The organism is Sphingomonas sp. CARO-RG-8B-R24-01 (genome assembly GCF_022662295.1).
Lineage (GTDB): Bacteria > Pseudomonadota > Alphaproteobacteria > Sphingomonadales > Sphingomonadaceae > Sphingomonas.
The window spans coordinates 172,775-195,767 of record NZ_JAKNQI010000003.1; the positions used below are offsets into that span (position 1 = coordinate 172,775).

At 67.0% G+C, this 22,993-nt stretch carries 18 protein-coding genes and 1 tRNA gene; 9 read left to right on the plus strand and 10 right to left on the minus strand.

Going from position 1 to position 22,993, the window contains the following annotated elements; translation table 11 throughout:
• Window position 1 precedes the first annotated feature (1 nt).
• From L8G49_RS08655 to L8G49_RS08685, 7 genes are all read left to right on the plus strand, one after another.
• On the plus strand, window positions 2-1,123 hold the full coding sequence (locus tag L8G49_RS08655) for an NAD(P) transhydrogenase subunit alpha (protein WP_242139777.1): 1,122 nt from the start codon (window positions 2-4) through the stop codon (window positions 1,121-1,123).
• Between the two features lie 36 nt (window positions 1,124-1,159).
• Entirely contained in the window at window positions 1,160-1,531 is a 372-nt protein-coding gene (locus tag L8G49_RS08660; RefSeq protein WP_242184251.1) for a hypothetical protein, read from the plus strand.
• Window positions 1,531-1,833, plus strand: a complete 303-nt coding sequence (locus L8G49_RS08665; RefSeq protein WP_242139775.1) for a proton-translocating transhydrogenase family protein — start codon at window positions 1,531-1,533, stop codon at window positions 1,831-1,833. Before L8G49_RS08660 ends, L8G49_RS08665 begins: the two co-directional genes overlap by 1 nt.
• Window positions 1,834-1,940: 107 nt before the next feature.
• A complete protein-coding gene (locus L8G49_RS08670; protein WP_242139774.1) occupies window positions 1,941-3,419 on the plus strand; it encodes an NAD(P)(+) transhydrogenase (Re/Si-specific) subunit beta in 1,479 nt (492 codons plus the stop codon).
• 54 nt (window positions 3,420-3,473) lie between these two features.
• Window positions 3,474-4,376, plus strand: a complete 903-nt coding sequence (locus L8G49_RS08675; protein ID WP_242184253.1) for a hypothetical protein — start codon at window positions 3,474-3,476, stop codon at window positions 4,374-4,376.
• A gap of 157 nt (window positions 4,377-4,533) precedes the next feature.
• Entirely contained in the window at window positions 4,534-5,505 is a 972-nt protein-coding gene (locus tag L8G49_RS08680; protein WP_242184255.1) for a hypothetical protein, read from the plus strand.
• Window positions 5,506-5,585: 80 nt separating this feature from the next.
• Window positions 5,586-5,661: transfer RNA gene (locus tag L8G49_RS08685), tRNA-Val, on the plus strand.
• A 15-nt stretch (window positions 5,662-5,676) separates the two neighbouring features.
• On the opposite strand, the gene L8G49_RS08690 is transcribed toward L8G49_RS08685, so the two are convergent.
• Window positions 5,677-6,162, minus strand: coding sequence for an Lrp/AsnC family transcriptional regulator (locus L8G49_RS08690; RefSeq protein WP_242184278.1), 486 nt, complete (start codon window positions 6,160-6,162; stop codon window positions 5,677-5,679).
• Between the two features lie 102 nt (window positions 6,163-6,264).
• On the opposite strand from L8G49_RS08690, the gene putA reads away from it, so the two are divergent.
• Window positions 6,265-9,921, plus strand: coding sequence for a trifunctional transcriptional regulator/proline dehydrogenase/L-glutamate gamma-semialdehyde dehydrogenase (gene putA / locus L8G49_RS08695; RefSeq protein WP_242184294.1), 3,657 nt, complete (start codon window positions 6,265-6,267; stop codon window positions 9,919-9,921).
• Window positions 9,922-10,043: 122 nt separating this feature from the next.
• Here the strand turns inward: putA and L8G49_RS08700 are convergent, their stop codons facing one another.
• The 3 genes from L8G49_RS08700 to L8G49_RS08710 form a co-directional block, all read right to left on the minus strand.
• Complete coding sequence (locus tag L8G49_RS08700; protein WP_242184318.1) at window positions 10,044-10,325, minus strand: SWEET family sugar transporter; 282 nt, start codon at window positions 10,323-10,325, stop codon at window positions 10,044-10,046.
• 51 nt (window positions 10,326-10,376) lie between these two features.
• Window positions 10,377-12,017, minus strand: coding sequence for an NAD(P)/FAD-dependent oxidoreductase (locus tag L8G49_RS08705; RefSeq protein WP_242184319.1), 1,641 nt, complete (start codon window positions 12,015-12,017; stop codon window positions 10,377-10,379).
• A gap of 66 nt (window positions 12,018-12,083) precedes the next feature.
• Complete coding sequence (locus L8G49_RS08710) at window positions 12,084-12,284, minus strand: hypothetical protein (protein ID WP_010214848.1); 201 nt, start codon at window positions 12,282-12,284, stop codon at window positions 12,084-12,086.
• Window positions 12,285-12,434: 150 nt separating this feature from the next.
• Here L8G49_RS08710 and L8G49_RS20985 point away from each other — a divergent pair, with 150 nt between their 5' ends.
• Complete coding sequence (locus tag L8G49_RS20985) at window positions 12,435-12,563, plus strand: hypothetical protein (protein WP_277923171.1); 129 nt, start codon at window positions 12,435-12,437, stop codon at window positions 12,561-12,563.
• A gap of 50 nt (window positions 12,564-12,613) precedes the next feature.
• Here the strand turns inward: L8G49_RS20985 and L8G49_RS08715 are convergent, their stop codons facing one another.
• The 6 genes from L8G49_RS08715 to L8G49_RS08740 form a co-directional block, all read right to left on the minus strand.
• Complete coding sequence (locus tag L8G49_RS08715; RefSeq protein ID WP_242139768.1) at window positions 12,614-15,046, minus strand: hypothetical protein; 2,433 nt, start codon at window positions 15,044-15,046, stop codon at window positions 12,614-12,616.
• Between the two features lie 133 nt (window positions 15,047-15,179).
• Window positions 15,180-17,369 (minus strand): EAL domain-containing protein, encoded by a 2,190-nt coding sequence (locus L8G49_RS08720; protein ID WP_242184321.1) that lies wholly within the window; start codon window positions 17,367-17,369, stop codon window positions 15,180-15,182.
• A 182-nt stretch (window positions 17,370-17,551) separates the two neighbouring features.
• Window positions 17,552-18,280, minus strand: a complete 729-nt coding sequence (locus L8G49_RS08725; protein ID WP_242184324.1) for an extensin family protein — start codon at window positions 18,278-18,280, stop codon at window positions 17,552-17,554.
• Window positions 18,281-18,331: 51 nt separating this feature from the next.
• Complete coding sequence (locus L8G49_RS08730; RefSeq protein WP_347272053.1) at window positions 18,332-20,032, minus strand: NAD-dependent malic enzyme; 1,701 nt, start codon at window positions 20,030-20,032, stop codon at window positions 18,332-18,334.
• Window positions 19,950-21,443: an alginate export family protein gene (locus tag L8G49_RS08735; protein ID WP_242184326.1), complete on the minus strand. Its 1,494-nt coding sequence runs from the start codon at window positions 21,441-21,443 to the stop codon at window positions 19,950-19,952. Before L8G49_RS08735 ends, L8G49_RS08730 begins: the two co-directional genes overlap by 83 nt.
• 17 nt (window positions 21,444-21,460) lie before the next feature.
• Complete coding sequence (locus L8G49_RS08740) at window positions 21,461-22,810, minus strand: dicarboxylate/amino acid:cation symporter (RefSeq protein ID WP_242184328.1); 1,350 nt, start codon at window positions 22,808-22,810, stop codon at window positions 21,461-21,463.
• Window positions 22,811-22,993 lie beyond the last annotated feature (183 nt).

A 22,993-nucleotide genomic window follows, 5' to 3' on the forward strand; every position in this document is an offset into this window, starting at 1 on the left:
GATGAAGATCGCCGTCCTCCGCGAAACCGCCGAGGGCGAGCGTCGCGTTGCCGCGACCCCCGAAACGGTCAAGAAATTCATCGCGCTGGGCGCAAGTGTCGCGCTCGAGGCGGGGGCCGGCGCGACCGCGTCGATCGCCGATGCGGATTATGCGGCCGCGGGCGCCACGGTAGCGGATCGTGCGGCGACGCTGGCCGGCGCCGAGATCGTGTTGGGGGTGCAGGGCCCGGACGCCGATGCGCTCGCCGGTGCCGCGAACGGGGCATGGCTGGTCGCCGCGCTGAACCCGTTTGCCGATCGCGCGCGGATCGATGGCTATGCCGCCGCCGGGATCGAGGCATTGGCAATGGAATTCATGCCGCGCATCACCCGCGCGCAATCGATGGACATCCTGTCGTCGCAATCGAACCTCGCGGGCTACAAGGCGGTGCTCGATGCCGCCGCAGCCTATGGCCGCGCGTTTCCGATGATGATGACCGCGGCGGGCACGGTTTCCGCCGCACGCGTATTCGTGATGGGGGTCGGCGTCGCCGGGCTCCAGGCGATCGCCACCGCGCGGCGGCTCGGTGCGCAGGTGTCCGCGACCGACGTCCGCTCGGCGACGCGCGAGCAGATTCAGAGCCTCGGCGCGAAACCGATCTTCGTCGAGAATGTCGCTGGGATCGAGGGTGAGGGATCGGGCGGCTATGCCGGCGAGATGAGCCCCGAATATCAGGCGGCGCAGGCCGAGCTGGTGTCGGGGCATATCGCCAAGCAGGACATCGTCATCACCACCGCGCTGATCCCGGGGCGCCCGGCACCACGGCTGATCTCGGCGGCGCAGGTCGCGAGCATGCGGCCCGGGTCGGTGATCGTCGATCTCGCGGTCGAAAGCGGCGGCAATGTCGAGGGATCGGTCGCGGGCGAGGCGGTGGTCGTGTCGGGCGTGACGATCGTCGGCTATCGCAACGTGGCCTCACGGCTGGCGGCGGATGCGTCGGCGCTGTTCTCGCGCAACCTGTTCAATTTCCTGAGCGCGTTCTGGGACAAGGAACAGGGCAAGCCGGTGCTCGACGAGGAAATCGGCGACGCGATCCGGCTGACCCAAGGCGGCAAGGTGGTGAACGCGCGGTTGTTGGCGTAAAGGGATCAAGCGCCGGGGCGGCGGACAGGAGCGACCATGAACGTGCCGATCGATACGCTCGCTTTTGCAAAGAGTTTCGAGGATGCCGGTTTCGGGCACGATCAGGCGCGGGTGTTGGCAAACGCGTTTGGAACAGCGCAAACGACGGGGCGCGAGGATCTTGTCACCAAGGATTATTTGGACGCGCGACTGGCGGAAATGAAGCAAGCCATCGCAGAGAGCTCCAGCGCGATGACCAGACAACTCGCTGACAACGCGGCGATGCTGACCAGGCAAATCGCTGACAACGGGCGCGATATCTCTGGTCGGCTGTGGTCTACCGTCACCATCATCGCCGGCGTATCGACCGCGATCAGCGCCACGATCGGCGCGGGTGTCGCGCTCCTGCTGCACGCAAAGGGTATCTAATGGACTTCATCTCGATCCTGTCGATCTTCGTCATGGCCTGTTTCGTCGGCTATTACGTCGTCTGGTCGGTCACGCCCGCGCTCCACACGCCGCTGATGGCGGTGACCAACGCGATCTCCTCGGTCATCATCGTCGGCGCGCTGATCGCGGCGGCGGCGGCCGGGATCGGCGGGGGCGGTGCGGTGTCGAAGGGGCTGGGGCTGCTTGCGGTGGTGCTGGCGAGCGTCAACATCTTCGGGGGCTTCGCGGTCACCGCGCGGATGCTCGCGATGTACAAGAAGAAGACGCCGGTCGTTAAGTAACCCGTCTCCCCGGCGCAGGCCGAGGGCATTGGGTTTGGGGCACCGCCCGTCCCGGATAACAGGGCGGCCCCGGTCTTCGCCGGGGTGACGGAATGGGATTGAGCATCATGGAACACATCACCGTCAATCCCTGGGCGTCGCTGGCGTATCTCGTCGCGGGGGTGTGCTTCATCCTCGCGCTGCGCGGGCTCTCCAGCCCGGCGACGTCGCAACGCGGCAACCGGATGGGCATCATCGGCATGACCATCGCGGTGGTGACGACGCTGGTGACGCATGTCCCGACGATTCAGCTGGTCGCGGTCGGCACGACCGGTGGCGAGGACTTCGTCGCGTTCTTCTCGCACGTCGATACGGTCACCGTGGTCGAGATCCTGGCGGCGATCGCGCTGGGTGGCGTGATCGGACTGGTGACCGCGCGCCGGATCGCGATGACCGACATGCCGCAGCTCGTCGCCGCCTTCCACTCGCTCGTCGGCATGGCGGCCGTCCTCGTCGCCTGCGCGGCGTTCCTCAATCCGGGCGCGTTCGGGATCGCCGAGCAGGGCGTGATCTTCGTCCAGAGCCGGATCGAAATGGGGCTCGGCGTCGCGATCGGCGCGATCACCTTCTCGGGATCGGTGATCGCCTTCCTCAAGCTCAACGGCAATATGGGCGGCAAGCCGATCCTCCTGCCGGGACGGCACGTGATCAACCTCGCGGTGCTCGCGGGGATCCTCGGGCTGGTCGCCTATTTCACGCTCGACCAGAGCGCCTGGGTGTTCTGGACGATCACGCTGCTCAGCTTCGTCATCGGCTTCCTGCTGATCGTGCCGATCGGCGGCGCGGACATGCCGGTCGTCGTGTCGATGCTCAACAGCTATTCGGGCTGGGCGGCGGCGGCGATGGGGTTCACGCTCCACAACACCGCGATGATCATCACCGGCGCGCTGGTCGGATCGTCCGGCGCGATCCTCAGCTACATCATGTGCAAGGCGATGAACCGCAGCTTCATCAGCGTGATCGCGGGCGGCTTCGGCGGCGATGCGGCGGCGGCGGGGGGCGAGGCCAAGGAACAGCGCCCATGGAAGCGCGGCAGCGCCGACGACGCGGCGTTCCTGCTCGGACAGGCGGAGCAAGTGATCATCGTCCCCGGCTACGGCATGGCGGTCAGCCAGGCGCAGCACGCGCTGCGCGAAATGGGCGACAAGCTCAAGGCGCACGGGGTCCGCGTAAAATATGCGATCCATCCGGTCGCGGGCCGCATGCCGGGGCATATGAACGTGCTGCTCGCGGAAGCGAACGTGCCGTATGACGACGTGTTCGAGCTGGAGGACATCAACAGCGAATTCGCGCAGACCGACATCGCCTTCGTCATCGGCGCGAACGACGTGACCAACCCGGCGGCCAAGACCGACAAGACCTCGCCGATCTACGGCATGCCGGTGCTCGACGTCGAAAAGGCCAAGACCGTGCTCTTCATCAAGCGCTCGATGGGCGGGGTCGGTTATGCCGGCGTCGACAACGACGTGTTCTACATGGACAATACCATGATGTTGCTGGGCGACGCCAAGAAGATGGTCGAGGAAATCGTCAAGTCGCTGGACTAACGTCTGGCCTTCCGCTCCAATCGGCATGGGCACGATGATCGGGGCGGGTGAACGATGACGGTAGGGGATATTATCGGCGGCGGCTTTCGGCTGCTGCGCGAGCGGATCGGTGCCGTGCTGGTGTGGGCAGTGCTGTATCTCGGGATGAATGGCATCCTGGCCCTGACGATGCGGCCGCTGGTTCACGATATGGTGGCGCTGCAGCGCGGCACCGGGTCGTCGGTCGCCCCGACTGCCCTCCCAGGGGTGATGAGCCAGCTGTCCGTGCTCAATTTGGGCATGCTCCTGCTGGTCATCGTCCTTTACGCAGCAGGACTGCGCGCTGCCGTGCGGCCGCAGGAAAGTCGGTTTGCGTTCCTGCGTCTCGGTTTCGACGAACTGCGCCTGCTGGGGGTGGGGGCGGTCCTGGCCATCCTGTTCACGGTCGCGTGGCTGACGGTCCTGATGATCGCGACCTTTCTGATCGCCCTTCTCAGCGTCGCCTCGCCGATCGCGGGCGTGCTGCTCGCGATCCCCGTCGTGATAACCGTCGTCGCCCTCAGCGTTTATCTGCAGGTTCGGATGTCCCTCATTTTTCCGCTGACGATGCTGCGGCGCCGGATCGCGCTCGGTGAGGGCTGGGCATTGAGCAAGGGGCATTTCTGGACCCTGTTCGGCGCGTATTTCGTGATCGCGCTGATCGTCATGGTGGCGTTTACGGCGGTGTCCTCCGTTACGCTGGCACCCTATTTCGCCGATCTGGCGAACGGTCATTTTTCGCGCGAGGCGCTTCAGCTTGCTCAACAGCATCAGCTCGAACGACAGTTCGGAACGATCGATGCCCGTACGATCCTTGGCTGGCTGCTCGCGGCGGCGGCAGGTGCATTCTGGATCGCGCTTGGTGCCGGAGCGCTGGGAACCGCGGCGATGGGATTGCTGCACGCCGAGTTCGACGACATTGGTTCGATCTACGAATAGTGTCGGAAAACCTGCACCATTCCGGTGGTACCGGCGCGACGGTTACCAGCCCAATTGCAGGGACATGCACCGAAATGGCGTGATCGACGCTGTTTCGCCTTTGGCAAAATGCGTACTTTACATAGACCTTTGCGGCCGCATCTGGGGGGAGCGCGGAATGACACGACAGGCAGACGTCGAATGGCTCGCCGGCACCGGAGCTGATGGCGCGGGAGCGGATCGCCGGTCGGTGCTGGTGATCGCGGACGAAGCTCCGATCTCCGGCCGTACCACGGGGGGCATGGCAGTCCTGGCCAGCGGGGCAAGGCTGCAGGCGCATCTGTCCTGGGCCGAGGCGGGCCCCCGGCTCGAGCGACAAGCCTTATGTCGGGTGATCCTCGCCGAGACCATCGGGGTTGCCGATGCTGTCCTGGAGGACGTGTTGCCGCTGCTCGCCGATCTTGCCGGCATGCGCGACGCGAGCGTCGTCATCGTCCTGGAACCGTCCCAGATCGATCTCGTCGCTTCCGCGATCGGCGCGGCCCCGGTGGACCTGTTATGCGCGCCATCGGTCGCGGAATGCGTCGGCAGCCTTTGCCTCGCGCTCAGTCCCACGCTCGAGCGGGTTCATGAAATCGGACCGAATGGCGAGGCGGCGCGGTTGATGCGGCTGAACGAGGAAATTGCGCGGATCGCCGAAACGCTGACCCGCCTGACTCGCGGCGAAGACGAGGCGGTACGGGTCGGATTGGTAACGGATACCAGCCTCAGCTATCGCACCGGCCCCTCGGCGGACCGCTCCGACATTCGAGTCCGCGACGTGCGGGATACGATCCGCGCGCGTCGCCTGCGGGACCAGTTTTTCGGAGCAGGACTGTTTGAGGACCCGGCGTGGGACATGTTGCTGGATTTGTTCGCCGCGGAGCTGGAGCGCGTGCAGGTTTCGGTGTCCAGCCTGTGCATCGCCGCCGCCGTCGCGCCGACGACAGCGCTGCGCTGGATCGCGCGCATGACCGAGGCCGGGTTGTTCGAACGTCGCCCGGATCCCTTCGACCGTCGCCGCGCGTTCATGGTCTTATCGGCTCGCGCCAGTCTCGGGATGCGCAACTATGTCGCGGCGGTCCGGCATGCCGGCTTAGCCATCGGCTGACGAATGAACGGGCTTGCCCTGTCCGCAGACCGGTGGCATTGGCCCCGGCACGCCGAACCGACCTTGTCGTTGAGTCGCGCGGGCGATTAGCTCAGTTGGTAGAGCGTCTCGTTTACACCGAGAATGTCGGCGGTTCGAGCCCGTCATCGCCCACCACCCTTTTTGCGCCATTCAGCGATCGTGATCGAGGATCGTTTCCATCGCGACGAAGGTCGAGGTGCTCGCGACGTGCGGCAGGCTCGAGATCTTCTCGCCGAGCACGTAGCGATAGCGGCGGATGTCGGTGGTGCGGACCTTCAGCAGATAATCGAAGCTGCTCGCGATCAGATGGCATTCCTCGACCTCGGGGATCTTGCGCACCGCCGCGTTGAAGTCGCGCAGCGCACTCTCGCGCGTGTCGGACAGCTTGACCTCGGTGAAGGCGACATGGTCGAGCCCGAGTTTGGCGAGATTGGTCACCGCGCGAAAGCCGAGGATATAGTCCTGGTCGATCAGCCGTTTCAGGCGAACCTGCGTAGGCGTCTTGGACAGGCCGATCCGCTCCGCCAGATCGGTGACGGTCATCCGGCCGTCCTGCGCCAACGCAGCGATGATCGCCTGATCGAACCGGTCAAGTTCACCAACAATGGCGCGTTGCGTAGGAACTGTACCTGTCATCGCATCCAATTGGGGTCGATATGGCGTCCTAGTCAAGCATGATCGGACGGATTCCCCAGGGGTGTGCTGCTATAGCGGATCGCACCTGCCCGAAGGACTGCCATGACCACCGACCAGCGCACGCCGTTCGCCCGTTTCGCCCCGATGATCCGCACCGCCGATCCGCTGCGATCGGCGATCACCGCCGCCACGCGGACGCCCGAGCCGGTCTGCGTCCCGCCGCTGGTCACGGCGGCCACCGTGCCCGACGCGGTCCGCCGCGCCTCCGCCGGGACCGCGCGCGCGCTGATCGAGGGGTTGCGCGGATCGAAGGCGCGTGGCGGGGTGCAGGCGCTGGTCCAGGAATATGCGCTGTCGAGCCAGGAGGGCGTCGCGCTGATGTGCCTCGCCGAGGCGTTGCTCCGCATCCCCGACACCGCGACGCGCGATGCGCTGATCCGCGACAAGATCGGCGGCGGCGACTGGGCATCGCACATCGGGGACGGGCGCTCGCTGTTCGTCAACGCCGCGACCTGGGGGCTGGTCGTCACGGGCAAGCTCACCGCAAGCGCGGACGATCGTGGTCTCGCCACCGCGCTGACGCGGCTGGTCGCGCGGGTCGGCGAGCCGGTGATCCGCCGCGGGGTCGATCTCGCGATGCGGATGATGGGCGAGCAGTTCGTCACCGGCCAGACGATCGACGAGGCGCTGCGCCACGCAAAGGATCGTGAGGCGCGCGGCTACGGCTTCTCCTACGACATGCTCGGCGAGGCAGCGACGACCGCTTCGGACGCGGCGCGCTATCTGCGCGACTACGAACAGGCGATCCACGCGATCGGCGCAGCGTCGGAAGGGCGCGGCGTCTATGGCGGGCCGGGGATCTCGATCAAGCTGTCGGCACTCCACCCGCGCTACAGCCGCGCCCAGGCAGGACGCGTGATGATCGAATTGCTGCCGATCGTGCGCGGGCTCGCTTTGCTCGCCAAGGGCTATGACATCGGCTTCAACATCGATGCCGAGGAATCGGACCGGCTCGAACTGTCGCTCGACCTGCTCGAGGCGCTCGCCGAGGATCCCGCGCTCGACGGGTGGAAGGGGTTGGGCTTCGTTGTCCAGGCCTACGGCAAGCGCTGCCCGCTGGTGATCGATTTCGTCATCGCGCTCGCGCGGCGGACCGGGCGGCGGATCATGATCCGGCTGGTCAAGGGCGCCTATTGGGATGCCGAGATCAAGCGCGCGCAGGTCGACGGGCTGTCGGGCTATCCGGTCTATACGCGCAAGATCTACACCGACGTCGCGTACATCGCGTGCGCGCGGAAATTGCTGGCGGCGCGCGACGCGGTGTTCCCGCAATTCGCGACGCACAACGCGCAGACGCTGTCGACGATCTACCAGCTTGCGGGCGAGGACTTTGTCGTCGGCGATTACGAGTTCCAGTGCCTCCACGGCATGGGGGAGCCTTTGTACGACCAGGTCGTCGGCGCGAATGGCCTTGCGCGCCCGTGCCGAGTCTATGCACCGGTGGGCACGCACGAGACGCTGCTCGCGTATCTCGTCCGACGCTTGCTCGAGAACGGTGCCAACTCGTCGTTCGTCAACCGGATCGGCGACCCTGCGGTGCCGATCGAGGACCTGATCGCCGATCCGGTCGAGATCGTCCGCGCGATGCCGGTGCCCGGCGCGCCGCATGACGAGATCGCGCTGCCCGTTGATATCTACGGTGAACGCCGCAACTCGGCAGGCCTCGACCTGAGCGACGAGGCGAGCCTGCTCGCGCTTGGCGACGCATTGGTCGCAAGCGCGCAGCAGGACTGGAGCGCGGGCGTGGAAGACGGTCGCGCGCCGGTGCTCGTCCGCAACCCCGCCGACCACCGCGATATCGTCGGTCGTGTGTTCGAGCATTCCGATGCGGAGGCGACCGCCGCAATGGAGCGCGCGGCCGGTGTCGCGGCATCCTGGGCCGCGACTTCGGTCGGCGACCGCGCGGCGTGTCTCGATCGCGCGGCGGACGCGCTCGAACAGGCGATGCCGACACTTATGGGGCTGGTCATGCGCGAGGCGGGCAAATCCGCCGCGAATGCGATCGCCGAGGTGCGCGAAGCGGTCGATTTCCTGCGCTATTACGCGATGCAGGCGCGAGAGACGCTCGGCGGTGCGACGCCGCTCGGGCCGATCGCGTGCATCAGCCCGTGGAACTTCCCGCTCGCGATCTTCACCGGGCAGATCGCCGCCGCGCTGGTCGCGGGCAACCCGGTGGTCGCCAAGCCGGCGCAGCCGACCCCGCTGATCGCCGCGGAAGCGGTGCGGATCCTCCATGCGGCGGGAGTGCCCGAGGCGGTCGTCCAGCTCGTGCTCGGCGATGGCGCGGTCGGCGCCGCGCTGGTCGGCGCGCCCGCCACTGCGGGCGTGATCTTCACCGGATCGACCGGGGTCGCGCGGACGATCCAGCGCCAGCTCGCCGGGCGGCTGACCGCGCAGGGCACGCCGATCCCGCTGATCGCCGAGACCGGCGGGCAGAATGCGATGATCGTCGATTCGTCCGCGCTGGCGGAGCAGGTCGTCGGCGACGTGCTTGCGTCCGCGTTCGACAGCGCGGGGCAGCGCTGCTCGGCGCTGCGCGTGCTGTGCCTGCAGGAGGAAGTCGCGGATCGCACGCTGGCGATGCTGCGCGGCGCTGTGGCGGAGCTGGTGATCGGCAAGACCGACCGGCTCGCGGTCGACATCGGCGCGGTCATCACCGCGCAGGCGCGCGACGGGATCGAGGATCATATCGCGCGGATGAAGGCTGCGGGGCACCGCGTCGAGCAGGCACGGCTTGCGCTCGAGACCGAACACGGCACCTTCGTCGCGCCGACGATCATCGAGATCGACGCTATCGCGCAGATCGGGCGCGAGGTGTTCGGGCCGGTGCTCCATGTGCTGCGGTATCGCAGCGGCGGGCTGGACGCACTGATCGATTCGATCAACGCGACCGGCTACGGGCTGACCTTCGGGCTGCATACCCGGCTCGATGCGACGATCGAGCATGTGACCCGGCGGATCGGCGCGGGGAACCTCTACGTCAACCGCAACACGATCGGCGCGGTCGTCGGTGTCCAGCCATTCGGCGGGCGTGGGCTTTCGGGAACCGGGCCCAAGGCAGGCGGACCGATGTATCTCACGCGACTGGTGCAGGCGTCTGCGGCCGCCACGCCGTCGGAGGCGGGCACGGGCGATTCCGTCGCGCGGGTGCTGGCGACCTGGCTCGGGACGCAGGGCGAGCCCGCCATGGCGGCGGCGGTCGGCGCGATCGCGGATCGCTCGCGGCTTGGCTATACCGTCGAGCTGGCCGGGCCGGTCGGCGAGACCAACCGCTACGCGCTCCACCCGCGCGGGCGGATCGCGGTGATCGCGCGGACCGCGCACGGGCTCTGGCGGCAGATCGGCGCGGTGCTCGCGACGGGGAACCATGCGGTGGTTATTCCGGGCGGTCCGCTTGCGGTGCCTCCGGCGGGCATGCCCGCGGCGGTGGCGGCGCGGATCAGCTGGCCGTCGCAAGGGCTCTCCGAGGTCGATGCGCTGGCGGGCGCGCTGGTCGAGGGGGATGCGGCGGACGTCGCCGCCGCTTCGCGCGCGCTGGCGGCGCGGGAGGGGGCGATCGTGTCGCTGCATGGCGCATCGAGCGCGGCCGTGGTGGCGCGGGCGGATGCGTATCCGCTGGATCTGTTGTGCGAGGAGGTTTCGGTTTCGATCAACACCACCGCGGCCGGCGGGAATGCGAGTTTGATGACGCTGGCGTAGTAGTCGGGCTTCGCCCCTCCCCTTCAGGGGAGGGGCCGGGGGTGGGGCTGTGTCTCGCAGAGAGGTTGCTTTGCTGGACTGCCCCACCCCAACCCCTCCCCTGAAGGGGAGGGGCTATACCGTTACAACGCCGTTGCGAACGTGATCGCGCCCAGCACCACGCCGGGCGCATTCGCCAGCGCCACCGGCCAGTCGCGCTGCGGCTTGAGCAGCCCATACGCCACCCACAAGGTACAATTCACCGCCGTCGCCAGCGGCTGGATCACCGATCCCTTGTGCCCGGCAAGGTTGAGCTGGATCTGCGAGATGTACGACACGTACATCATCACCGCCGTCGCGGTCGCGACCCAGCCGAGGATCAGGATCGCGCGCTCGGCGGTGAGGGGTTTGGCCGTGCTGGCCATCGTCAATCTCCCTTTGTGTTGCAGTGCACAACAAAGGTTGGACCGTTCGGTTCACTCCGGCAGCGGCATCGCCGTCTGCGTGAGGCTCGCGGCCACCGCCTCGGCGATCTTGATCCCGTCGACCGCCGCCGAGAGAATGCCCCCCGCATAGCCAGCCCCTTCGCCCGCCGGATACAGCCCGCGCGTGTTGAGGCTCTGCAGATCGTCGCCGCGCTTGAAGCGGACCGGCGAGGAGGTGCGCGTCTCGACTCCGGTCAGCAGCACGTCGGGATGGTCGTACCCCGGGATCTGCCGCCCGAACACCGGGAGCGCCTCGCGCATCGCGGTGATCGCGAACTCGGGGAGGCATTCGGACAGGTCGCCCATCGTCACGCCGGGGCGATAGGACGGCACGACTTGCCCCAGCGCGGACGACGGCTTGCCCTCGAGCAGATCGCCCAGCCGTTGCGCGGGCGCCTTGTAGCTCGACCCGCCCGCGACATAAGCGAGCGACTCCCAGTGCCGCTGGAACGCGATCCCCGCGAGCGGATCGCCCGGATAGTCGGGCTCGGGGTCGATGCCCACGACCAGCCCCGAATTGGCGTTGCGTTCGTTGCGCGAATATTGGCTCATGCCGTTGGTCGCGACGCGGCCTTCCTCCGAGGTCGCCGCGACGACGGTGCCGCCCGGGCACATGCAGAAGCTGTAGACCGTCCGCCCGTTCTTGCAGTGGTGCGACAGGCTGTAGTCGGCCGCCCCCAAGATCGGGTTGCCAGCACTCGGCCCGAAGCGCGCGGTGTCGATCCACGATTGCGGATGCTCGATCCGCACCCCGAGCGAGAAGGGCTTGGCCTCGACATAGACCCCAGCCTCGTGGAGCATCTTGAACGTGTCGCGCGCGCTGTGCCCGATCGCGAGCACGACATGATCCGCGCGCAGATAGCTGCCGTCGTGAATGTGGAGCCCGCGCACGTGGCGGCTGCCGTCGCCGCGGGTTTCGATATCGATCCCCTCGACGCGCTGCTGGAAGCGATATTCGCCGCCGAGCGCCTCGACGCTCTCGCGCATGCTCTCGACCATCGTCACCAGCCGGAACGTGCCGATGTGCGGATGCGCTTCGGTCAGGATTTCCTCGGGCGCGCCCGCTTTGACGAACTCGGTCAGCACCTTTCGGTCGAGGTGCCGCGGGTCCTTGATCCGGCTGTAGAGCTTGCCGTCGGAGAAGGTGCCGGCACCCCCTTCGCCGAACTGGACGTTCGATTCGGGGTTGAGCACGCTCCTGCGCCACAGCCCCCAGGTGTCCTTGGTCCGCTCGCGCACGACCTTGCCGCGATCGAGGATGATCGGGCGGAACCCCATCTGCGCGAGGATCAGCCCGGCGAACAGCCCGCACGGGCCAGCGCCGATCACGACCGGGCGGATCTCGCTCTGCACGGCGGGGGCCTGCGCGGTGAATTTGTAGCGGGTGTCGGGCGTCGTGCCGACATTGCGGTCCTTGCGGAACTTGGCGAGCACGGTCGCCTCGTTCTTCACCGCGACATCGAGCGAATAGACCAGAAGGATCGCCATCTTGTCGCGCGCATCGTGCGCACGGCGCGCGACCTTGAAGCGGATCAGGTCGCGTGGGCTGATCTTGAGCCGCTTGCAGATCGCAGCGGGGAGCGCCTCATCGGGATGATGGAGCGGAAGGGCCAGTTCGGTAATGCGCAACATCGCCGGCCCTTACCGCGAGATGCGTCCTGATGCCATGACCGGCGTTGTCGTTTGAGGGGTGGCGAATCAGCCCTTGGGCGTGACCCACACCGCCACCGGCACCGCGAACTTGCCCGGCGCGGGCTTGCCGACTTCGACGCGGTCGGCGGTGACGAGCTCGCCGGTCTCGAGATTGAAGGACACCCACGGCTTGGGCATCCGGCCGAAAACCATTTTCTGGATGGGCTGGCCGGTGGCCGTGTTCATGATCGTTGCGGTAATGCTCATCCGCGCGGCGTTACCGGTCCTTCCGCCCGCCTGTCCAGACCCGGATAGCGTCCGCACGCCCCGCCATTTCGGCAGCTTCATCCGACAAGGCGTTGATCCGACCGTGTTTCGATTGACTGACTCACATCCTTTGCTGCGTAGTCGCTGCCCGTGCAGCGTTTTGTATCTGCCGGGGCGGCGTCGCCCGCGATCCTTGCCATTGCCGGCGCGGCGGTCGCCAACGCCTTGGCGCGGGATGGCAGCGACAATGCCAGCCTGTTCGTGATCCGGTTCGGTTGAGCCGCGGACGATGGGGAAGGATCCTCATCGTCCGCACCAATGCTGCACTGCTACCGGTTCGTGGTGGACACCGTCGCAAAGGCCTGCGGCGCGTCGCGCAATTGGAGATAGATCCGACCGTCGCGGCTCGCTGGCGTGGTGATCTTGGCGGCGACGAAGCCGTCGGGGATCGCCTGCATCGAATCGGGCTGTTCGCTCGCGCCGATCGCTTTCACCAGGAACAGCCGGTCCCCGCCGATCTGGCAGCGCTCGCGCCCGGGGCAACTGACCGAGCGGATGTCGGGCAAGCGTACGATCGTTGCCAGCGGCGTCCAGTTGGACGCGATGTCGTCATGCCAGACCCGGAAGCGGACCGGACCGTAGGCCAGCGCGCCCAGTGCCTCGATCGGCGAAAACGCGATGATCCCGGTCGCCGCGTCCTGCAGATCATAGCCCTTGCCGGGTTTTATGATTCCGGATGCACGCCCGTCCGCGGTCGCGACCTCGATCGACTCCTGGCCATCGAGCGGCTCCATCGCATCCTTGTGAAACGCGAAGCTGATCCGTGCGTCCTGCGCGAACACGTTGGGGTCGCGCATGACGATGGGGATGGTGCCGTCGTGCGCGGGCGTCTGGCCCGCGATCCGGACGAGCACCGCCCCGGTCCGGCGTGCGGCAATCGTCACCGGCATGGTCTTGCGGCGGCCCGCGCTGAAGGTCACTTCCGCGGTCAGGCTGGTTCCCGCGCCGATCGTCTGCGCCTGCGCCGGGTCGTTCGCGAGCAGCGTCAGCCGGTCCTGATTGTCGACCCGCGTCAAACCCCCGGGATGGAACGTCATCGGCCCCATCGTCATGCTGCGCACCTGGTCGAGCCGGGCACCGGTCAGGATCGCCTCGCCATCCCCCGCGTGGAAGGACAGTTCGTCGACGCTGCTGGCCTCCTGCAGGGCGGACAGCGTCACCACGGCCGGGGTCGATCCGGCAACCCCTTCGATCACGATCGAGACCGGTCCCGGAGCCATTTTTTCGAGGGGCAGCGTCGCGACGATCCCGCGGGTGCCCGCCTGCTTCCACGGTACCGGCCGGGGCGCCCCGTCGCCCCGGCGCACCGAAACCTGCGACACGCAGCCCGCGCCGCCGCCGAGGATCTCGACATCGTTGGCGCGGCCGACGACGAGCGACGTGCCCTCGGCCGTCTTCCAACTGTTGACGAGTGGGTTGGACAAGGCGAAGTTCGGCCCGTCAAACGGGGTAAAGCCCCAGGTGCCATGCAGCTGCGCCGGAATCGCGCCCCCGAACGGTCCGTTCGGAATGGGCCCGTCCAGCACATAGCCGCCGCGGCGCGCCTCGGCGTGGACCGGAACGTCGACCAGCGTGCCGTCCGGACGTTTCAGCCGCAACGCCATCTCGCGGGCGAATTGCGTTGCGTAGATCAACGGCGCGCCCTCGACCGGCAACACCATGTCGGGGGACGCGCACAGCGCGATGTCGGGCGTGGAGGGACGCAAGGGGGGCGGCTTTGCAGCCTCGATCGCGGGCATCGCGACGACCATGACCGACGTCGGCTTGGCAAAGGACAAGGGCGTGTTGAGCAGCAGGGTCGCGCGCCCGTTGCCGATCTGGGCCAGTGCCGGGATGAACTGCAGCTGGGTCGACTGGAACGCACCGAGCAGGCGGAACATGTCGCGCACCACGCCGATGTACGAACTGTACGAGCCGTAGCCTGCCTGGGGCGTCGCGCTGAGCTGGAAGGCGAGATCGGTCGGCGCGCCAGCGAGGGTGGAGGCCAGTGCCGAGCTGTGCGTGTCGGCCAGCAACAACGTCTCGCGGTCGCCGGTTAGGCAGGCGGCCTGCAGCTCGGCGGGTTGCTGGAGGCATTCCGCCTTGAGCTTGATCGACAGGCTGCGCGTCAGCACCTGCGAGGCGGCGGAGACGCTTTCGGGGTTCTGCCGTTCGGCCTTGAGCGTTTCGCGCAGGAAGGCGTCGAGCCGGGCCCGGTCCAGCGTCGCCTGGTTGAGTTCCTGCACCGCGCGGACGAACGCGCCGGGCCGTTTGCGCACCGTGCTGATCACGGCATTGGCGCCACCGCCACTTTCGGGAATGACGAGCAGCGCCATCTGTTGCGCGCCCTTGGGGACGGTCAGCGAAAAATCGGCGCCCTTGCCTTTCCAGCTACGCGCCTCGTGAAACCAGTCCTTGGCAGGCCGGTCGATCGCACCACGCAGGAAGCCCGCCACGATGCGAAAGCCCTCGGTCTGCTCCTCCGGCAAATCGAGTTTGACCGAAACGAGATCGCCCTCGACGAGATTGGGGACCGACTCGAGCGGCAGCGTCACCGCGCCATGCTTGACCGTGACCTCGACCTTGGGGCCGACCAGATCGAAGGATGACGACGCCGCTTGCGTCGACGAGGTGGCGCACAGTCCGACCAGCGGCGCGGTGCAGGTGAGGGCAAGCCATCGCGCGCGGCGCAGCATGGATTTGGGCATCGCTCTGAAATGCATCAGATCTCCTGCTTCCCACGTGTGTTCACAATAAGGCTCGTGTCGTTGCGGGGGCTTAGCTTTTGTGCGCCGCGGCGCAAGAGGGCGTCGCATTCCGGTCCTAAGCTGCGACGCGCGAAAGGTTGGCAAGCGCTCAGGCCTCCGCCTCGTCCAATGCGGGGGCATAGGACCGCGGGTTGTCGAGATACCGCGCCAGGAAGGCGTCCGCCGGGACGCCGCGTCCGTACAGAAACCCCTGGCCGGCATCGCAGCCCGCCTCGCGCAGGGCCTCCGCCTGCGCGCGGGTCTCGATCCCTTCCGCGATGACGTTGATCCCCAAATTGCGCCCGATCGTCGCGACACCCTTGATGATCGCCTGGCTATGGGCGTCGCTCACCACGTCCTGGACGAACGAGCGGTCGATCTTGAGGCGGGACAGCGGAAAGGTCTTCAGCGCGCTGAGCGATGCAAAGCCCGTTCCGAAATCATCGAACGCGATCCCGACGCCGCGCGTATGGAGCGTCCGCAGCGGGTCGAGCTCCCGCCGATCCTGGCGCAACGCGATCGTCTCGGTGATTTCCAGCTCCAGGTCCGCCGGCGCCAGGCCGTGCCGCGCGAGCGTCGTTTCGACCGTTTCGACGAGCATGCCGGCATGGAGCTGCGCGGCGAACAGGTTGACCCCCATGCGGATCCCCGAAAGCCCGGCGAGTCGCCATTGCGCGAGCGTGCGACAGGCTTCGTCCAGCACCCACCCGCCGGTCTGGAAGGCGAGCGCATGGGTTTCCAGAATGGACAGGAATGCCTTCGGGAAGAGCAGGCCCAAGGTCGGATGGCGCCAGCGCAACAAGGCCTCGGCGCCCACCAGGCGGCCGTCTGCCAGGCTCACTTGCGGCTGGAAATGGAGTTCGAACTGTTGCTTGGCAAAGGCGTGGCGGAGTTCGTCCTGGAACACGCGGGTCGCTGCGAGCTGCTTTTCCATCCCCGTGTCGAAGATGCGGTACCGGCTTCCGCCATCGTTCTTGGCCTTGAACAGCGCAAGATCGGCCCGGATCAGCAACGCTTCGGTATCGCGCGCCTGCAAGGGAGCGATCGCGATCCCCACGCTGCCGGCCAGCTTCAACTGGTATCCGTTGACCGCGAAAGGACGATTGATCAGCTCGAGCAACGTCTTGGCACGCTCCCGAATGGCGCCCAGTTCGCTGCCGTCGGCGAGCAGCAACGCGAATTCGTCCCCGCCGAGCCGCGCAACGACCTCGCCGTCCCGGGTAAACGCCAGGGTGCGCAGCGCCAGCGCCTGCAGCAGCGCATCGCCGGTGGCGTGGCCGAGGTCGTCGTTGACGGTCTTGAACCCGTCCAGATCGAACACGATCACCGCAGCGCTGGCGTTCTTGCGCAGATGCGCGGACACGCACGCCTTGAACGCCGTGCGGTTGAGCAGGCCGGTGAGCGGGTCATGATTTGCGCGATATTCGAGCTGCTCTTCGCGACTGCGACGCTCCGAAATGTCCTGGATCTGTGCACCAAATCCGACGCCAAGCGGTCCGCGCCAGATGGTCAGGAACAATTCGATCGGGAATTCCGACCCGTCGCTACGCAGCGCCATGAGTTCGAGCGGCCGGCCCGCGAGGTTCGATTCCGCGCCTGCCGCGACCCGGGCAAAACCGTCCGGATGCGAACCGCGGAAACGGGGCGGAACGATCCGCGCCATATCCTGCCCGGTCATTTCCGCGCGGCTATAGCCGAACATCTCCTCGGCGCCCACGTTCCAGAACGACACGCGGCCGGCCCCGTCGGTCGTGATCAGCGCCATGTGGGCGCCTTGCGCGAAGGGCGCCAGGATTTCCGAAACGCGGTCCCCGTAACGCCGCTCGAACAGGTCGACCACGATGCCCGCCATGCGCGTCAGCATTGCGGCATGTTGCGGGGTGAATTGGCGCGTGATCGTGTCCAGCACGCAGAAGGTCCCGATCCGATGGCCATCGGCGGTGGTCAACGGTGCGCCGGCGTAAGCGCGAATACCGGCAAGCTGCACCAGCTCGCTATGTGCAAAACGTGGATCGGTCGTTGCATCCGCGACCAGCAGCGGCGCGCTATCGCCGATCGCCTCGCTGCAGAACGACTTTGCTTTGGCGAGGATGGTCAAATCCGTCCCATGATGCGATTTCAGCCACAGATGATCTTCGGCGACCAGGACGATCGCGCAGATCGGCGCTTCGAACAATTCCGCTCCAAGGGCGGTCATCTTGTCGAAATCAGGCTCCGGCGGACTGCCAAACAAATCGTAGCGATGGAGCGCGGCAAGACGACCCGTTTCATCGCCGCCAGTGTCATCGTCGTGAAACAATTTTCTATCCAGACATCCGCCTTACGCGCCAAGACCATGGCCGGCTCAAATTACCTAGTTATTAACAAAAGCTTTTATAAAGAATATTTAAAACGTTTTCTAATGAATTGGACGGTGGCAGAAACATTTTTCAGGGCCGGCGCAACGTCGCGTCATCGCGCGCCTTGCGGCTGCTTCGCCGGTCAGCGACAGGCGCGCCAGCCCAAGTTGCCCCGGTCTGCCTCGTCGAGATGCAGATGGTCACGGTGTGCGGCGTTATAGTCCGGCGACAGGACGGTCGCGAAGATACGGCAACTCCCATCGCGGGCCGCGTGCAGGAACCGCCCGCGCACATCGTCACGGGACCAGTCGCGCAGTACCGACACGCGTCGTCCGTCCGCCAGCACGAATGCGCTGACGTCGATGGCGTTCCCCGTCGCGTGCTCGCTCCAGCTGCCACCCGATCGGCCGTACATCCGACGACACGAGTAGCTGCCGAGATGTTCGATCCGCGCCACCGTCGTCCCGAGCAGGCGCTGCACGGCGGGCTGGACCACCTGTGCCTGCCAGAGCAGCAGGCCGGCGGCGACCGGGCAGGCGGTGGCGACCGCTGGGCTGAGCACCAGCATCTCTTGCCGCGGCACGATGCGCACGCTGTCCTGTATGCGGCATTGATCGCTGCCATGTGGCGGCACCGCGGCGAATTTCAGGCCTGCACCGCGCAGCAGCGCGCGACAGGCAGGCGCGTCGCGCGCCAACGCTGCGAGCTTGCGCCCGGTGAACAGCCCGGGCGGCTGGTCCAGCCGAAGGGGCGTCCACGGCAGATCCTGTGGCGCAGGGCGGACAACCAGGAAAACGACCAGCGCGAGCGCGACGAGGAGTGCGAGCGTTGCCACATGACGCAACCAGCGGAGGGCAGTCGCCACGATCATAGCGCAATGCAACGCCGCACGGGCAGCTTTGGCTGCGTCGGCCTATGCCCTTCAGTCGTAGCGCGCGACCCACATCGTCGTCAGGATATCGCTCTCGGTCGGCGCCGGGCTGTTCGCGGGCGCCACGCCCTCCGCCACCGCCTGCCGCGCGACCGCGGTCGAGACGCGTAGCGCAATGTCGCGCAACCGGGTGATCGGCGGGAGCAGGTTGCCGCCTTCGCCGTCCATCGTCGCCAGTTCGCGTGCGGCCGCCATGAACATGCCTTCGGTCACGCAGCGCGCGCCCACGGTGAGCGCGCCTAGCCCGACGCCGGGGAAGATGAAGACGTTGTTGACCTGCGTCACGCCCGCGACCCCGAACGGGCTGCCGGTGCCGACGATCGCGCGGCCGTCGGTCCAGTCGAACAGGTCGGTCGGATGCGCCTCCGCGCGCGAGATCGGGTTGGACAGCGGAAACAGGATCGGGTGCTCGACCCCCGCCGCCATCGCGCGCACCACCGCCTCGCCGAACGCGCCGCTTTGCCCCGAGGTGCCGACCAGCACGGTCGGCCGGATCCGCTGGACGGTGCCGAGCAGGTCGAGCGGGGTCGGAATGTCCGTCTCGTGTCGGGCAAGCGCGGTCTGCGGCGGGGTCAGCCCGGGCATGCCGGCGACGATCAGCCCGTCGCGGTCGACCGCCCAGATCCGCGTGCGCGCCTCGGCATCGCTCAGCCCGTCGGCGACCATCGCGCGCACCAGCAGCTCGCCGATCCCGCACCCCGCCGCGCCTGCGCCGAACAACACGATCCGCTGGTCCGCAAGCGCGCCGCCGGTCCGCCGGATCGCCGACAGCAACGTGCCGAGCGCGGTCGCCGCAGTGCCCTGGATATCGTCGTTGAAGCTCAGCAGCTGGTCGCGATAGCGATCGAGCAGGCGATGTGCGTTATGGCCTGCGAAATCCTCCCATTGCAGCAGCACGTTCGGCCAGCGCTCCGACACCGCCGCCACGAAGCTCTCGAGGAAGCCGTCATACTCCTCGCCGCGCACCCGCGCATGCCGCCACCCGACATACAGCGGATCGTCGCGCCGCGCGGCATTGTCGGTCCCGACGTCGAGCAGGATCGGCAGCACTTCCGCCGGATGCAGCCCCGCGCACGCGGTGTAGAGCGCTAGCTTGCCGATCGGGATCCCCATCCCGCCCGCGCCTTGGTCACCGAGCCCGAGAATGCGCTCGCCGTCGCTCACCACGATCACCTTGACCCGGTCGAATGCCGGGTCCGCGAGGATATCCGCGATCCGGCCCTGGTTGGGATAGCTCAGGAACAGCCCGCGCGGGCGGTGCCAGATTTCGCTGAATCGCTCGCACCCTTCGCCGACGGTCGGCGTGTAGATCAGCGGGAGCATCCGCGGCAGGTCGCGCTGGACCAGCGCGTGGAACAGGATCTCGTTCGAATCCTGGAGTTCACGCAGGAAGGCATAGCGGTGGAAATCGTCCGCCATCCCGTCGAGTGCGCGCATCCGCCGGTCGATCTGGCTGCCGAGGGTACCGATGTGCGGCGGGAGCAGCCCGTGCAGCCCGAACGCATCGCGCTCCGCCTCGGTAAAGGCGGTGCCCTTGTTGGTCAGCGGATCGGCGAGCAGCGCGCGCGCGGCGGCGTGATGAGCGGGAGCGATGATCGGGGTCCTTTTCTTAGAAGCGCAGGCTGATCCAGCCGGCGAGGAAATCGGAGCTCTTGAAGCCCGCGTCGCTGAGCGCAGGCCCGGCGGCGAGATGCTCGTAGCGCCCGGTCACCGAGATGCGCGGCGTCACCGCCCACACCGCCTGCAACCGCGAGACGTTGGCGATCCGCGCGGCGCGGAAGTTCTGCGTTCCAACGAATGGCGCGCCGCTTGCGCGGTACACCGCATCGGTGACATTCGCGCGCCAGTTGAGCGCATATTCCGCGGTCACGCGGAGCGACTTGGCGGGCGATACGGTCACGTTGGGGGCGAGCGTGACGAGGTTCGACGGCGTCAGGAACAATTGGTAGCTGTAATAGATGTTGTTGCCGAACGGCGCATAGGCGTTGTTCAGCGTCCGCCCGCCATAGCCGCCGCCACCGCTCGAATAATCGAAATGGACGCCGACGCGCGGCGCTGTCTTGGCCTTGCCGACACGGTAGGTCTGCGCGACGAAGAACTGCCACGCATCGATCCGCTGGTCGATATAGGTGCCGAACTGGTGGTTGGCGGTCCAGTCGATCGTTACCGGCCCCGCATCGCCATACGCATGGACGCCCGCATAGAAACGCTCCGCCGGGCCGATCCGCCCGCCCCAGGCGCCAATCGAATTCTTGCGCCGCCAGAAGAACGGGTCGACGAACACGCTCGACCCGCCGAACGCGGTCTTGGGCACCGCGAAGCCGAGCGACACGCCCGAGAAGCGCCGCGCAGGATCGCTGATGTCGTCCTCGGTCCCGAGATCGCCGTAAGCGGTCGGCTTGAGGTCGAACAGGTCGGCGCGGACGGTCTTGCCCTTGGCCCACAGCCGGATGCCGTTGAGCGTATAGCGGATCGTGTTGTTGTCGCGCTGCGAGACGAGCAGATTGGGGCCGTCGGTGAATTCCTGCCGCCCGTACCGTGCGCCGAGCTGGACCGAGCCGACGTCGACGTCACCCTCGACGAACGCCTGCTGGACGGTGAGATCGTTGCGCAGCGTCGCGGCGGGCGCGCCGAGCTCGACACCCGAAATCCCGCCATGCGCGACCTCGATATAGCCACGCAGATGCGGGCCCACGTGCAGGTCGGCACCGCCGACGATCCGCAGAATGTCCTGCCGCTGCGCCTTGCTCTCGCGCAGATTGGGGTTGGTGGTGTGGTTGATCCGCAGCCGCGCTTCACCCGACAGCGTCAGGTAGATGTCGCCATTCGAGTCGAGCGGCAGGAACTTGAGCCGGTCGAGCGGATCGTTGCGCTTTGCCGGGTCCGCCATGCCGCGCCAGTCCTCGGCCCAGCGCGACAAATTGTACCCGTTGGCGTTGGCGCCATCGCCCGACCCGGCGGCGGGATAGCCCGTCGCGATCGGGGTGGCGGGGGCCTTTTCGACCGAACTTGCCTGTGCGAGCGCCGACGAAGGGGCGAGGACGAGGCCGGCGAAAGGCACGAGGATGGCCGTGGCGGCGCGCAGCCGCGAAAGATGTGTCATGAAAAGTCCTTTGGCGCTTAGTTGGCGACGCTAAGCGCGGCAGGGGCGGACGAGACGGCCGGCGCCGGAAGCACCTTTCCCGAAAGCGCGGCGTTGAGCTGCTCGACGTCGAGCTTGCCCTCCCACTTCGACACGACGACGGTCGCGACCGCATTGCCGATGAAGTTGGTCAGGCTGCGGCACTCCGACATGAAGCGATCGACCCCGAGGATCAGCGCCATCCCCGCGACCGGCACCGACGGCACGATCGAGAGCGTCGCGGCCAGGGTGATGAACCCCGCGCCGGTAACGCCCGCCGCGCCCTTCGACGACAGCATCGCGACGCTCAGCAGCAGCAGCTGTTGCCCGAGCGTCAGGTCGACGTTGCACGCCTGCGCGATGAACAAAGCCGCGAGCGTCATGTAGATGTTGGTGCCGTCGAGGTTGAAGCTGTAGCCGGTGGGGACGACCAGCCCGACGATCGACTTGGGGCAGCCTGCGCGTTCCATCTTCTCGATCAGCGAGGGCAGTGCGCTTTCCGACGACGAGGTGCCGAGCACCAGCAGCAGCTCGGCCTTGAGGTAGATGATCAGCTTGATGATCGAGAAGCCGGTAAACCGTGCGACCAGCCCGAGCACGACCAGCACGAACAGCAGCGAGGTGCCGTAGAAGGTCGCGACCAGCGTCGCGAGATTGGCGAGCGTGCCGACACCGTACTTGCCGATCGTGAACGCCATCGCGCCGAACGCGCCGATCGGCGCCGCGCGCATCACGATGCCGACCAGCCGGAAGAAGGCGATCGACACGTCGTTGAGCAGGTCGACCACCTTGGTGCCGCGGTCCCCGATCAGCGCGAGCGCGATCCCGAACAGGATCGAGATGAACAGCACCTGCAGGATGTTCCCCTGCGTCATCGCCGACAGGAATGTGTCGGGAATGATGCTGGTGAGGAAGCCGGTCAGCGTCGTCTCATGCGCTTTCTCGGCATATTCGGTGATCTTGGAGGTATCGAGCGAGGCGGGATCGATATTGAGCCCCGCGCCAGGGCGCACGACGTTGGCGACGACCATTCCGATGATCAGCGCAAGCGTCGAGAAGAACAGGAAATAGGCGAACGCCTTGCCCGCGACGCGCCCGACCGAGGCGAGATCGCGCATCCCGGCGATGCCGGTCACGATCGTGAGGAAGATGACCGGCGCGATCACCATCTTGACCGCCTTGATGAAGGCATCGCCGATCGGCTTCATCGCCTCGCCCGTATGGGGCGCGAAATGGCCGAGCAGCACGCCCGCGACGATCGCGGTGAGCACCTGGAAATAGAGCTGCGCATACCACCGCTTGGGGGCGGCGGGCGGCTGGTCGCCGGCGGCGGGAATCGAAATGGTCATGGGGCCTTCATCCTCTGGGTCGCGAGGTTCTGCTCTGCGGCGATACCTGTGGTTGCAGTATTGCCGCCAAGATGCTGCGGCCGGGGCGTAAATGCGACGAGTCGAATATTAACCAAAAAACAATGGCTTACGCATCATCGCGTTAGCTCGGTGTGCCGACTTTGGCCGCGCAATGCGCGCCCG